This window comes from Nocardia sp. IBHARD005 (assembly GCF_052814245.1).
This window is the reverse complement of record NZ_CP199935.1, coordinates 4,915,280-4,930,000: the sequence shown is the minus strand read 5'-3', so window position 1 is coordinate 4,930,000 and position 14,721 is coordinate 4,915,280. Positions and strand designations below refer to the sequence as shown.

At 69.8% G+C, this 14,721-nt stretch carries 2 protein-coding genes; both read left to right on the top strand.

Annotated elements, in window-relative coordinates:
- The first annotated feature begins 61 nt into the window (after positions 1-61).
- Positions 62-13,729, top strand: coding sequence for an amino acid adenylation domain-containing protein (locus ACTWPB_RS23230; protein ID WP_446222668.1), 13,668 nt, complete (start codon positions 62-64; stop codon positions 13,727-13,729).
- The gene (locus ACTWPB_RS23225) at positions 13,726-14,715 is read left to right on the top strand and encodes an ATP-binding cassette domain-containing protein (RefSeq protein WP_378919785.1); all 990 of its coding nucleotides are present in this window, start codon (positions 13,726-13,728) and stop codon (positions 14,713-14,715) included. The genes ACTWPB_RS23230 and ACTWPB_RS23225 overlap by 4 nt, the downstream gene beginning before the upstream one ends.
- The last annotated feature ends 6 nt before the right edge of the window (positions 14,716-14,721 follow it).

Below are 14,721 nucleotides of genomic sequence, written 5' to 3'. Positions count from 1 at the left end.
GCTCTCTTGTGCCCGGGCGCTGCTCGGGGAGTTGTGACACAAGGCAGAAACGGAGTGCTTGATGAGTTCTTTGGCCACCGACCACGTCAGCTCGAGCGTCACCGACGAGGACCCGGGCCAGCCGTTCGCCCTCTCGCCCGGTCAGACAGCACTGTGGTACGCGCAACGGATCCGGCCCGACATTCCGCTCACCATCGCTCACTACGTCGAGCTGCACGGCGATCTCGACGTCGGCAGGTTGCTGTACGCGGTGGAACGATTCGGCGCGGAATCCCAGGTGGGACACGTCCGCCTACTCGAGATCGACGGCGTGCCCCACCAGCGAGTCGACCCGACGTGGCGGCCCGGCTGGGGCCGGATCGACCTGCGCGGCGAATCCGACCCGCGGGCCGCCGCGCTGGCCTGGATGAACACCCACGCCAGCACCCCGAGCGACATGGAGCACGAACCTCTCACCATCAATGTGGTGTTGCGGATCGGTGACCGGGAATGGTTCTGGTACGAGCGCGGACACCATATCGTTATCGACGGTTACGGTGCGATGAACGCGCTCTCGCGCACCGCGGAGATCTACACGGCGATCGGCGAGCAGCGCGAACCGTCGGTCTCGCGGGCCGCCGCGCTCGTCGATCTCTACGCCGACGAATCCCGTTACCGCGAGTCCAGCCGGTTCCGGGCCGACCGCGAGTACTGGACCGAACAGCTCGCCGGTGTGGGCGAACCGATGACACTGTCGTCGGTCACCGCCGCGGGCGATACCAACGACGCGGGCCGCCACCGTGCCACGGCAGTATTCGACGCCGACCTCGACACCCTGCTCACCGACGCGATCGCCACGCACGGTTCGGCCAACTCGGCGCTCATCGTCGCCGCACTGGCCGCCTACGTCCGTTCGGTCACCGGTGACCCCGATGTCGTACTGAGCCTGCCGGTTTCGGCGCGAACCACGGTCGTGCTGCGCCGGTCGGCGGGCGTGGTGTCGAATGTGGTGCCGCTGCGGGTCCGGTTCGACGAGCACACCACCGTCGCCGACGTCGTGCGCCAGACCGAACTGCAGATCACCGGCGCCCTGCGTCACCAGCGCTACCGCTCCGACGACATCCGTCGCGACTGCGGCTACTCCCGCGACGCGCGTGGCTTCTTCGGGCCGATGGTCAACATCATGTTGTTCCACGACGAGCTGAAGTTCGACGATATCGCCGGTCAGCTGAACGTTCTCGCCACCGGACCCGTCGAAGACCTCTCGATCAACATCTACAACGGCGACGGCGGTCGCATCAAGCTCGATTTCGAGGCCAACCCGAAGCTCTACGGCGAGTCCGAGAACGCCGCCCACCACGCTCGCTACCTCGACTTCCTCGCGCGCTTCCTTGCCGCCGAGCCGACCACGCCCACCTACACGCTCACCGCGATCACCGCCGCCGAGAACGACGCCGTGCTGCGTGAGTGGAACGCCACCGAGATGCCGATGCAGGCCGCGACGCTGGTCTCGCTGTTCGAGGACCAGGTGCGCCGCAGCCCGCATGCCATCGGTCTCGAATTCGGTGACCGCACCCTCGGATACACCGAACTCGGCGACCGGGTGAACCAGCTGGCGCGCGAACTCATCGCCCGCGGGGCGGGCCCGGAGACCACCGTCGGCGTGTGCCTGCATCGCAGTATCGATCTGGTCGTCGGCATCTACGCGGTACTCGCGACCGGCGCAGCCTACCTGCCACTGGATCCCGACCACCCGGTCGATCGCATCGAAGCGGTAGTGGCACAGGCGCATCCGGTGTGTGTGCTCACCGCGGACCGCGACGGGGTCCGGCTGCCCGCGGGCACGGTCCGGGTCGATCTGGACACTCTCGACGTCAGCGGGAACGACGTCGCGCCGATCACCGATGCCGACCGCACCGCGCCGTTGCGGCCCGATCACCTCGCCTACGTCATCTTCACCTCCGGCTCCACGGGTAAACCCAAGGGCGTCGGCGTGACGCATACCGCGATCGTGAACCGGTTGCGCTGGATGCAGGCCGAATACCCCATCGACCACACCGACGCGGTCCTGCAGAAGACTCCGGCCACCTTCGATGTGTCGGTGTGGGAGTTCTTCTGGCCGCTGCAGGTCGGTGCGCGCCTGGTTGTCGCCGCGCCCGAAGGGCATCGTGACCCGGCCTACCTCGCCCGGATCATCACCGAAAGGGCCATCACCACGGCGCATTTCGTGCCGTCGATGCTGTCGCTGTTCGTCACCGACCCGCGGGTGCGTGGCGGGGCGGGGCTGCGCCGGGTGTTCTGCAGTGGTGAGGCGCTGCCCGGTGCCACCGTCGGCGATTTCCACGCCGCGCTGCACGGCTCCGACGGTGGACCGGAACTGCACAATCTCTATGGCCCCACCGAAGCCGCGGTCGACGTCACCTACTGGCCGTGCCCGGCCGACGCCACCACGGTGCCGATCGGTTCGCCGGTGTGGAACACCCAGACCTACGTGCTCGACCCGCATCTGCGCCCGGTACCGCCCGGTGTGGTCGGCGAGTTGTACCTGGCAGGCACGCAGCTGGCGCGCGGCTACCTGGGTCGCCCCGACCTGAGCGCCGACCGGTTCGTCGCCAACCCCTTCACGCCGGGGCAGCGGATGTACCGCACCGGTGACCTGGCCCGCTGGCAGATCGACGGCGGTGTCCTGGAATACCTGGGCCGCACCGACTTCCAGGTCAAGATCCGCGGACTGCGCATCGAGCTCGGTGAGATCGAGTCCGCGCTGCTCGCCCAGCAGGGCATCGCCCGCGCGGTCTGCGTGGCCCGCACCGCGCGCACCGGTGACGACGAACTGGTCGCGTATGTGGTCGCCGCGCTGGGCGCCCCCGCACCCGAACCGGCCCTGCTCCTCGCGGCACTGCGCCGCGGCCTGCCGTCCTACATGGTGCCCTCGGCGCTGGTCGTGCTCGACGAACTACCGTTGAGCGCCAACGGCAAGGTCGATCGCAAAGCACTGCCCGCGCCGGAAGTGGGTGTGCGGGTCACCACCGGCGCCGCCGCGCCGCAGACCGAACTCGAATGCGCACTCGCGGAGATCATCACCGAGGTTCTCGCCTTGGACGGCACCGCGATCGGTGTCGAGGACAGCTTCTTCGACCTCGGCGGCAACTCCCTGGTCGCCGCCCGCGCGGTCGCCCGGATCAACACCACCCTGGATGCGAACCTCACCATCCGGGAAATGTTCGAGTCGCCCACCATCGCCGCGCTGGCCGGCTACATCAGCACCCACCGGCCCGAAACCTCCACGCCGAAACTGGTTCCCGCGCGCAGGCCCGAACGGGTGCCGCTGTCGCTGGCTCAGCAGCGGCTGTGGATCCTCAACCGGTTCGCCGAGCACGCCGCCGCCTACAACATGCCCCTGGCCCTGCGGCTCACCGGGCATCTCGATCTCGTCGCGTTGCGCGCGGGTCTGCGCGACATCCTCGACCGCCACGAGAGCCTGCGAACCAGTTTCCCCGAAGGCCCCGAAGGCCCGTACCAGCTGATCCATCCGGCGGCCGGGGTGGAACCCGAACTCTCGCCGATCGAGGTGTCCGCCGCCGAGATCCCCGTGCTGGCCGCGCAGGTGGCCGGGCGCGGTTTCGATCTGCGCAGCGAGACACCGCTGCGGGTCGCGCTGTACCGGGTCGGCCCCGAGGATCACCTGCTGCTCGTGGTGCTGCACCACATCAGCGGTGACGGCTGGTCGGTCGCCCCGCTGGCCAGGGACCTGATGGTCGCGGTGTCGGCGCGCGCGGGCGGTGCCGCACCCGAGTGGGCGGCACTGCCGGTGCAGTACGCCGATTTCGCGATGTGGCAGCGGGAACTGCTCGGCGAGGAAACCGATCCCGACGCGCCCATCGCCCGGCAGCTCGGGCACTGGCGCGGGGCATTGGCCGGGTTGCCCGATCAGCTCGACCTGCCCCTCGATCGGCCGCGGCCTGCGCAGCGTGGTACCGGTGGGGACACCGTCGAATTCGTCATCGACGCCGAAATCCGACGTGCGGCAGCCCAACTCGCGACCGGTCGCGGGGTGAGCATGTTCATGGTGCTGCACGCGGCGCTGGCCACTCTGCTGGCCCGGCTGTGCTCGAGCACCGACGTCACCATCGGTACGCCCATCGCGGGCCGGTCCGATCCGGCGCTGGACGAGCTGGTCGGCATGTTCGTCAACACCCTGGTGTTGCGTACCGATGTCGACCTCGCTGCCGGGTTCGACCGCATGCTCGACCTGGTCCGCGAGACCGACCTCGATGCCTTCGCCAACCCCGACGTGCCGTTCGAACGGCTCGTGGAACTGGTCAACCCCGATCGCTCGACCACCCGGCACCCGCTGTTCCAGGTGATGCTGTCCTACGACCGCACGCCGGAGCTGCACGTCGAATTGCCCGGAGTCACAGCGGAACTGGTGCCGATCGAGATCGGCGTCGCCAAGTTCGACCTGCAGCTCGAGGTCCGCGACAACCACGACAACGGTCCGCTGTACGCCGAATTCGGTTTCGCCACCGACGTTTTCGATCGCGCCACGGTGGAGGCCATCGCCCGGCGGTTCACCAGGCTGCTGGCCGCCGCCGTCGCGACCCCCACCGCGGCCATCGGCGACCTCGACATGCTGGACCGCCGCGAGATCGCCCGACTGGTTCCGGTGGCCGGTGCACCGGCCGAACCGGCGGGCACGCTGGCCCGCCTGCTCAGCGACACCGCGCAACACCTGCCCGACTCGGTGGCGGTGCGCTACCTCGGCTTCGACACCACCTACCGGGAACTCGACGAACGCTCGAACCGGCTGGCGCGCAGCCTGATCGCGCACGGTGCCGCGCCCGAAACGGTGGTCGCCGTCGCGTTGCCGCGCAGCCTCGAGTCGATCATCGCCATCTGGGCGGTCGCCAAGACCGGTGCCGCGTACGTGCCCGTCGACCCCGCCTACCCGGCCGAGCGCATCGCGCACATGATCGGCGACTCCGGCGCCACGCTCGGGCTCACCCTGCCCGAACACCTCGCCGGGCTGCCCACCGCCACCGGAAAGCATCGGCGGGCACCGGAATGGATGGTGTTCGGGACGGCCGATTTCGAGGCCGACTGCGCGGTCCGCTCGGCCACCCCGCTCTCCGACGCCGACCGCAGGCACCCGATGCGGGCGGGTCAGCCCGCGTATCTCATCTACACCTCGGGCTCGACCGGCACACCCAAGGCCGTCGTGGTCACCCACGCGGGTATCGCCTCGCTGGCCAGCGAGCAGACCCAGCTGTTCAAGGTGACCGACCACGCGCGCACCATGCACTTCTCCTCGCCGAGCTTCGACGCCTCGGTACTCGAACTGCTGCTCGGGTTCGCCGCGGGTGCGACGATCGTGGTTGCCCCGGCCGACCTCTACGGCGGCGCGGAACTGGCCGCGTTCCTGCGCTCGGAACGCATCACCCACGCGTTCGTCACCCCCGCCGCGCTGGCCACCGTCCCCGCGGGCAACTTCCCGGCCCTCGGCACGGTCATCGTCGGCGGTGATGCCTGCTCGGACGAGCTCGTCGACGCCTGGGCCACGAAATACCGGATGCACAACATGTACGGCCCGTCCGAGGCCACCGTCGCGGTCACCGCGAGTGCGGCGATGGTGCCGGGGGAGCCGGTGCCGCTCGGCGCGCCCGTGCGTGGCATGCGATTGTTCGTGCTCGACGGCCGGATGAACCCGGTACCGCCGGGGACACCGGGCGAGCTGTACGTCTCGGGGCCAGGCCTGGCCCGCGGGTACCTCGGCAAGCTCGCACTCACCGCGCAGCGATTCGTCGCCAACCCGCTCGGGCGAGTCGGCGAAAGGATGTATCGCACAGGCGATCTCGTGGTGGCTGACATGACCGGCCGCCTGCGTTTCCTCGGCCGCGCCGACGACCAGATCAAGATCCGTGGCTTCCGCATCGAGCTGCGCGAAATCGACCATGTGCTGCGCGAACATCCCGGCGTGCGGTCCGCGCTGACCGTCGTCCACGTCGACGAGCAGGGGCAGCAGCGGCTCGCGTCCTACGTCACCGCCGACGGCCCGATCGACCCGGCCGCCCTGCTCGACACCGCTCGTGGCAGGCTGCCCGGCTACATGGTGCCCGCCGCGCTGGCGGTGCTCGACGCGATGCCGGTCACCCCGGCGGGCAAACTGGACCGAAAGGCGCTGCCCGCACCGGAATTCGTGGTCAGCGGTGGGTCGCGCGCGCCGCGCACCCACCTCGAGATGCGGGTAGCCGCGGTGTTCACCGAGGTTCTCGGCCGCCCGATCCCTGGTGCCGAGGACAGCTTCTTCGACATCGGCGGTAACTCGCTGCTGGCCACCCGGCTCGCGGCCGCGCTGCACGCCGACTTCGAGGTGGACCTGCCCGTCCGGCAGATCTTCGAGGCGCCGACCGTGGCTGGCATCGCCAGGCTGATCACGGAAGCGCCCCGGACGCAGCGGGTGGCGCTGGCGGTACACACCCCGCGCCCGGGACGCATACCACTGTCGTTGCCGCAGCAACGGCTGTGGTTCCTGAACCGATTGTCCCCCGAATCGAGCGCCTACAACATCGCATTCGTCTTGCGAATCGGCGGAGATCTGGACGTCGAGGCGCTGCGGGGCGCCCTCACCGACCTGGTGGAGCGCCACGAAGTACTGCGCACGGTGTTTCCCGAAGATCTCTCCGGCGCTCAGCAGGTGATTCTGCCGCTCGCGCAGGCCATGCCGGAGATCGCGGTCGTCGACACCGCACCGGATCGGGCGCAGGCGGCGCTGACCGCGCTGGCCCGCCGAGGTTTCGACCTCACCCGGCAGACCCCGTTGCGAGTGTCGTTGCAGCGCACCGCCTCCGACGAGCACCTGCTCGGCGTCGTCGTGCACCACATCGCCGCCGACGGCTGGTCGCTCGGCCCGCTGACGCGTGACCTCGCCCTGGCCTACGTGGCCAGGACCGGCGGCATCGCGTCCGAGCCAGCGCCGCTGCCCGTGCAGTACGCCGACTTCAGCCTGTGGCAGCGGTCGGTACTCGGTACCGAGGACGATCCGGACAGCATCACCGCCACCCAGCTCGCGTTCTGGCGCGAGACCCTGTCCGAACTGCCCGACGAGTTGCCGCTGCCGTTCGACCGCCCCCGCCCCGTCGAACCGACGGGGACGGCGGGCACCGTGACCTGCCAGGTCTCGGCACCGCTGCAACATGCACTGGACGAGCTGGCGAGCGAGACCGGTGTGAGCCTGTTCATGGTGGTGCGCTCGGCACTGTCGGTCCTGCTGCGCAGCGTCACCGGCGGACGCGACATCCCCATCGGTACCCCGGTCGCCGGGCGCACCGACATCCAGCTCGACGACCTTGTCGGCATGTTCGTCAACACCCTGGTCCTGCGCTCCGATGTCGACCCGGGCCGCAGCTTCACCGAGCTGCTGCACGCCGACCGCGACGCCGAGCTGGCGGCCCTGGCCCACGCCGATGTGCCGTTCGAACGCGTCGTCGACGCGCTCGGCCGGGAGAGCAGGGCGAGCAACCGGCACCCGCTGTTCCAGGTCGCGCTGAGCATGCAGGACAACCGCACACCGTCGCTGGAACTGCCCGGACTGCGGCTGGCCGCGCAAGAGCTCGACATCGCCCTGGCCAAGTTCGACCTGGAACTGCGGGTCGTCCCCGCCGACGACGACGGCCTGCGGTTCGAGTTCGTCTACGCCACGGAACTTTTCGACGCCGCCACCATCGACTCCCTCGCCTACCGGTTCGTGCAGATCCTGACCCAGGTGACCGCCGACCCACGGCAACTGGTGTGCGATCTGGACCCGCTCACCGTGCTCGAGCACCGTGACCACGTGCCCGCGCAGGGACCCGCCGCGGTCACGCCGGTCGTGCTGGCCGACATCCTCGAGGGTGCCGCGACGAAGTATCCGGACCGGCCCGCGCTGCGCTGGTTCGCCGACGGCAGCGTCGCCGGGGAAGTGGGCGAGCTCGACTACGCCGAAGTCGCGAGGCGGGCACACCGGCTGGGCCGCGCACTGATCGCGCGTGGCATCGGCACCGGCGACCGTGTGGCGGTCGGTCTGACACGTTCACTGGACTGCGCCCTCGCCATCTTCGGCGTCGCGGCCAGCGGTGCGGCGTTCGTCCCCGTCGACCCGCGCTACCCGGCCGACCGGGTGCGGCACATGCTCACCGACTCCGGTGCCCGCGCGGTCATCACCGCTCGCGCCGACGCGGACGCACTGCGCGAGGCCGCGGGGCCGATCGACACCCAGTGGGTGCTGATGGACGACGATGAGCTGAACACCGAGCTGGCCGGCTACGACGACGTGCGGATCAGCGACGCCGAGCGGATCCGTCCGGTGCGCACCGCCGACCTGGCCTACCAGATCTACACCTCCGGCTCTACCGGCCTGCCCAAGGGTGTGACCGTCACCCACAGCGGTCTCACCAGCCTCGCGCTCGACCTGCGCGAACGCATGGGTCTGGATCGGTTCTCCAGGACGTTCTTCTTCTCCACGCCCAGTTTCGACGTCTCGGTCCTCGACATGCTTCTCGCCGTCTACGCGGGCGCCGAAATGGTGATCGGCCCGATCGACATCTACGGCGGTGACGAACTCGGGGCACTGCTGGAACACGAGCAGATCACCCACACCTTCCTGACGCCCGCGGTACTGGCCTCGATCGATGCCACCCGCTGGCCGCTGCCGATGCTGCGCGGTCTGATGGCCGGTGGCGAGGCGGTGCCCCCGGACCTGGTGGCGAACTGGGCACCGGGTCGGCGGTTCGTCAACGCCTACGGGCCCACCGAGTTCACCGTCATCGCCGCGATGTCGGAGCTACGGGTCGGTGTCCCGGTAGCCATCGGCACGCCCGTGCGCGGTTCGCGCGCCCTCGTCCTCGACGAACGGCTGCGGCCGGTCGTCACCGGGGTTCCGGGTGAGCTCTACATCGGTGGCGCGGGCATCGCCCAGGGTTATCACGAGCGGTACGGCCTGACCGCGGGACGATTCATCGCCGACCCGTTCGGCCCGGCGGGCAGCCGGATGTATCGCACCGGCGACGTGGTGCGCTGGACCGCGGGCGGTGAGATCGACTACCTCGGTCGCAGCGACCATCAGGTCAAGGTGCGCGGTTTCCGGATCGAACTCGGCGAGATCAGCGCCGTCCTCGGTAGCCATCCCGAGGTCCGCTTCGCGCACACCGAGGTTCGGCGGATCGCGGGCGACGATCGGATCGTCGCGTGGATCCAGCTCAACGACGGCATCGACCCGGCCGAACTGGCCGGGGTGAAGCGGCACGCGATGGTCCGGCTGGCCGGGCACATGGTGCCCGCGTCGCTGAACCTGATCGACCGGGTGCCGCTCACGCCGGTCGGCAAGCTGGACCGCACCGCGCTGCCGGAACCGGAATTCACCGCGGCCGCGGGCCGGGCACCGCGGACCGACGCCGAGCGGACGGTCGCGCGGGTGTTCGAGGACCTGGTCGGGGCGAGCCAGGTTCGCGCCACCGACAGCTTCTTCGACATCGGCGGCAACTCGCTGCTCGCCACCCAGCTGGTGGCCCGCCTCGCCGCGGTCAGCAATGTTCGCCTGGAAGTGCGCGCCGTGTTCGCGGCGCCGACTGTCGCCGAACTCGCCGCGCTCATCGAATCGGGACCGTCCGGCGACGAACACCGGCCGGACCTGGTGCCCCAGCGGCGGCCGGAGCGGATCCCACTGTCCGCGGCGCAGCGCAGGCTGTGGTTCCTCAACCGCTTCAACGCGGGCGCCGATGGCGAGGGTCAATCGTCGGGCGCCTACAACATCCCGGTCGTGCTGCGCCTGCACGGCACGATCGACCTCGATGCACTCATCGCCGCATTGCACACGGTGCAACGTCGGCACGAGACGCTGCGCACGGTGTTCCCGGAGAGCTCAGGGGAGCCCGAGCAGTTGGTGCTCGACCCCGCGATCGCCGCCGTCACGCTGTTCCACGCGACGGCCACCGCGAGCGAGGTCGATGCCGCGGTGACCCGTTTCGTCAGCCCGGGATTCGACCTCTCGGCCTCGGTGCCGATGCGGGCGGCCCTGATCAGCGTCGACCACACCGGGCAGTCGGCGCCGGCCAAGGCCAAGTTCGCCGTCGCGCGGTCGACCGAGCATGTGCTGGTGCTGGTCGTGCACCACATCGCGATGGACGGCTGGTCGCTGGAACCGCTCGCCGCCGAAGTGGCCGCCGCCTACCGTGGTATCCAGACCGGTGAACCGTTCGGCGACCAGATCCCGGAGATCCAGTACTCCGACTACACCCTGTGGCAGCAGGAACTCCTCGGCACCGAGGACGATCCGGACTCGCTGATCAGCAAGCAGCTCGACCACTGGCGCGGCGTGCTCGACGGCCTGCCCGAACTGATCACCGTGCCCGCCGATCGGTCGCGGCCACCGGTGCCCTCCTATCGGGGCGGTACCGTCGACTGCGCGGTCGACGCGGCGACCCACCGGGCGCTGCGCGGCATCGCCACCGCGAACAACGTCAGCATGTTCATGGTGCTGCACGCGGCGCTGGCGGTCCTGCTGCACCGGGTCACCGGGACCTCCGACATCGCCGTCGGCACCGCCAGCGCGGGCCGTGGGCATCCGGCGCTCGACGCGATGATCGGCATGTTCGTCAACACCCTGGTGCTGCGCACCGAGGTGGCCGACGAGCGCCCGTTCGTCGACCTGCTTCGCACCGTCCGCGACGGGGACCTCGACGCCTTCGCCAACGCCGAACTGCCCTTCGAACGGCTCGTCGAAGTGGTCAATCCGGCTCGCTCACAGGCACATCACCCGTTGTTCCAGGTGATGCTGTCGGTGCGCAACACCCCCGTGCGCATGCTGGAACTGCCCGGCCTGCGGATCGAAGCGGTCGACGCCGACGCCGGGATCGCCAAGTTCGACCTGCAGTTCACCTTCACCGAAACCCAGACCGCCCACCGGGTGGGCGACGGCATCAGTCTGTCGGTGAACTTCGCGGCCGACCTGTTCGACGAGATCACCGCGCGCAGGCTCGGCGACCGTCTGGTCCGGTTGCTCACCGCGGTGGCCGCCGACCCGAACACCGCGGTGGGCGACCTGGCATTGCTCGACGCGGTCGAGTGGACCGCGCTGGCGCCGGTGCACGGCACTCGCGCCGAGCAGCCGGTGACGCTGCCCGAGGTTTTCGGTGCCGCCGTGGCGCGGTCCCGTGACGGTGTCGCGCTGTGTGCCGGCGACACGGTGGTCACCTACGACGCGCTCGACCGGTGGACCAACCGGCTCGCCCGCGTCCTCATCGGTCACGGTGTGGGTCCGGAAACCCTGGTGGCACTGGGTATTCCGCGCTCGGTGGAATCGGTGGCGACCATGCTGGCGGTCGCCAAGGCGGGCGCCGCGTTCGTGCCCGTCGACCCGAACTACCCGCCGCAGCGGATCAGTCACATGCTCAGCGATTCCGCCGCGACCGTGGGTCTGACCCTGCTCGAGCACCGCGATCGGCTGCCTACCGGCACCCGCTGGCTGGTCCTCGACGACCCGCAGACCCGGGCCACCGTGCTGGGCACCGACGACTCGCCGATCACCGATGCCGATCGGATTCGCCCACTGCGCCTGCACAATCCGGCGTACGTGATCTACACCTCGGGCTCGACCGGTACGCCGAAGGGCGTCGTCGTCACCCACGGTGGTCTGTCGAACTTCGCCGCCGAGACCGCCGACCGCTTCGATGTGCGTCCCGGCAGCCGGGTGCTGCACTTCGCCACCCCGAGCTTCGACGCCGCCATGCTCGACATCCTGTTCGCGCTCGGTGGTGCGGCGACGCTGGTGATCTCCCCGGCCGGGGTGGTCGGCGGCGAGGACCTGCGGCAGGTGTTCATCCGGGAACGGATCACCCACGCGTTCATCACCACCGCCGCGCTCGGCACCGTCGATCCGACGGGCGTGCACTCGCTCGCCCACGTGCTCACAGGTGGTGAGGCGCTACCGCCGGACCTGCTCGCCCGCTGGGCGCCGGGGCGCAACTTCTACAACGTGTACGGCCCCACCGAGACGACCATCGTCACGTTGATGCCGCAGCCGATGGGCCCGCAGAGCCCGATCACCATCGGTGGGCCGATCCGCGGTGTCGCGGCGACCGTGCTGGACCGGCGGCTGCATCCGACGCCCATCGGTGTCACCGGTGAACTGCAGTTGGCCGGCTCGGCGCTGGCCCGCGGCTACCTCAACCGGCCGGGGCTGACCGCCCAGCGGTTCGTCGCCGATCCCTACGGCGCACCGGGGACGCGGATGTACCGCACGGGCGATCTGGTGCGCTGGCGCAACAGCGCGAAGTCGGCGTTGGACGTGGAGTACGTCGGCCGCACCGACCATCAGGTGAAGGTCCGCGGTTTCCGGATCGAACTCGGCGAGATCGACGTCGCGTTCTCCCGGCACGCACATGTCGAGCTCGCGCTCACCATCGGGCACACCACGCAGGCCGGCGTGACCGCACTGGTCTCGTACGTGAAGGCGCGCAACGGGACCGCGCCGAGCGTGCCCGAACTGCTCGAGCACGTCGCCGCGCACGTGCCGAACTACATGGTCCCGCAGGCGATCATGCTGCTCGACGAGGTGCCCCTCAGTCCGGTCGGCAAGCTCGATCGTGCCCGGCTGCCCGAGCCGGTGTTCACCGCGTCCGGTGGTTACCGCGCGCCGGTGACCGCCGCCGAGATGGCGCTGTGCGCGGTGTTCACCGAGGTGCTCGGGGTCGAGCGGGTCGGCGTGGACGACGGGTTCTTCGAACTCGGCGGCAACTCCTTGCTGGCCACCAAAGTCGTTGCGGCACTGCGTGAGCAGGGCTACGAGATGCCCGTTCAGATGATGTTCGGCGATGCCACCCCGTCGGCCATCGCGGCCAAGCTCGACGACGTCGACCCGGACGCGGTGATCGAGGCGGCCACCAGCCCGGTGCTGCCCATCCGCCCGTCCACCAGCCCACACGACACCCCGCTGTTCTGCGTGCACCCGGCGATCGGTCTGGCCTGGTGCTACGCGGGACTGCTCGCGCACCTGGCCCCGCAGCGCCCGGTGTACGGTCTGCAGGCCCCGCACGTGTCCGGCGACGACGGCTTCACCTCGATCCCCGAAGCCGCCGGACACTATGTCGCCCATATCAAGTCGATCCAGCCACACGGTCCCTACCACCTGCTCGGCTGGTCGCTCGGCGGCCTGATCGCGCAGGAGATCGCCGTGCAGCTGCAGGACGCGGGCGAAGACGTCGCGCTGCTGGCGATGATGGACAGCTACCAGCTCGGCGACCGCTGGCTCGACACCTCGATGCCCAGCGTCGCCGATATCCTCGGCGAGTTCGGCGCCGATCTGGTCGACGGCGCACCGTTGCTCGCCGACCTCGACCTGCACGAAGCGGCGGATCTGCTGCGGGCACAGGAGGGCCCGTTCGCCGCGCTCTCGGTGGAGCACCTGCAACGCCTCTACACCGGGTACGCCGACGGCACCGTCATGGCCAACCGATTCCGGCCGCGCACCTTCGACGGCGACCTCGTGTTCTTCACCGCCGCGGCGGACGAGATCAACGCCGCCGATCCGAGTCGGCGCGCACAAGCGTGGCAGCCCTTCGTCACCGGCAACATCCACAACCACGACCTGCCCTGCAGGCACGCGGCGATGACCACACCGGAATCGCTGGCGGCGATCGGCCCTGTGCTGCATCGCCACCTCGATGCCATCCCGGAGATCACCGTGTGCGGCAGCGGCCAGAAGGAGATGCGTCCGTGAGTTTCGCGGTAGAAGTGCGCGGCCTTGCCAAGAGTTACGGCAAGGTGCGCGTTCTCAAAGAGATCGACCTGGAGATCCCGGCGGGCACCGTGCTGGGTCTGCTCGGACCCAACGGTGCGGGTAAGACCACCACCGTGCGGATCGTCACCACGCTGTTGCGACCCGACGCCGGTTCGGTGCGGGTCGCCGGCATCGATGTGCTGGCCGACCCGGCCACCGCGCGCACCAGGATCGGGTTGTCCGGCCAGTACGCGGCGGTCGACGCGAACCTGACCGGCTACGAGAACCTACGCATGGTGGCGCGTCTGTACGGCATGGGACGCAAGCAGTCCGTCGCCCGCGTGGAGGAACTGCTCACCGCGTTCGGGCTCGACCACGCGGCGGGCAGGCGGGCAGGCACCTACTCCGGTGGCATGGCGCGTCGCCTCGACCTGGCGGGTGCGCTGGTGGCGCGGCCGCCGGTGGTGGTGCTCGACGAACCGACCACGGGCCTCGACCCGCGCGGTCGCCTTGACATGTGGCAGGTGATCGGTGATCTGGTCGACGACGGAACCACCGTCCTGCTCACCACCCAGTACCTCGAAGAGGCCGACCTGCTCGCCGACCGGATCACCGTCATCGACAAGGGCACGGTCATCGCCCGCGGTTCCGCCGACGAACTCAAGACCTCCATCGGCGGTGACCGGCTCACCGTCACCCTCGCCGCCGGGCAGAGCCCGTGGCCCGCGGTCACCGTCCTGCAGCAGGTCGGCGTCGGCGAACCGATCCACGAACCCGGCAGCGACGAGGTGTCGGTGGTGGTCGGCAACGGGTCTCGCACGATGGTCGAAGCGCTGCGCCGCCTCGACGACGCCGGGGTCTGCGTCCTCGACGCGAACGTCGTGCGCCCGACTCTCGACGATGTATTCCTTTCCCTCACCGGCACCCCGGCCGAGCCGATCCCCGAACCCGAAACCGACGACGTGCAAGAGGAGGTCCTGTCGTGAGTGCCC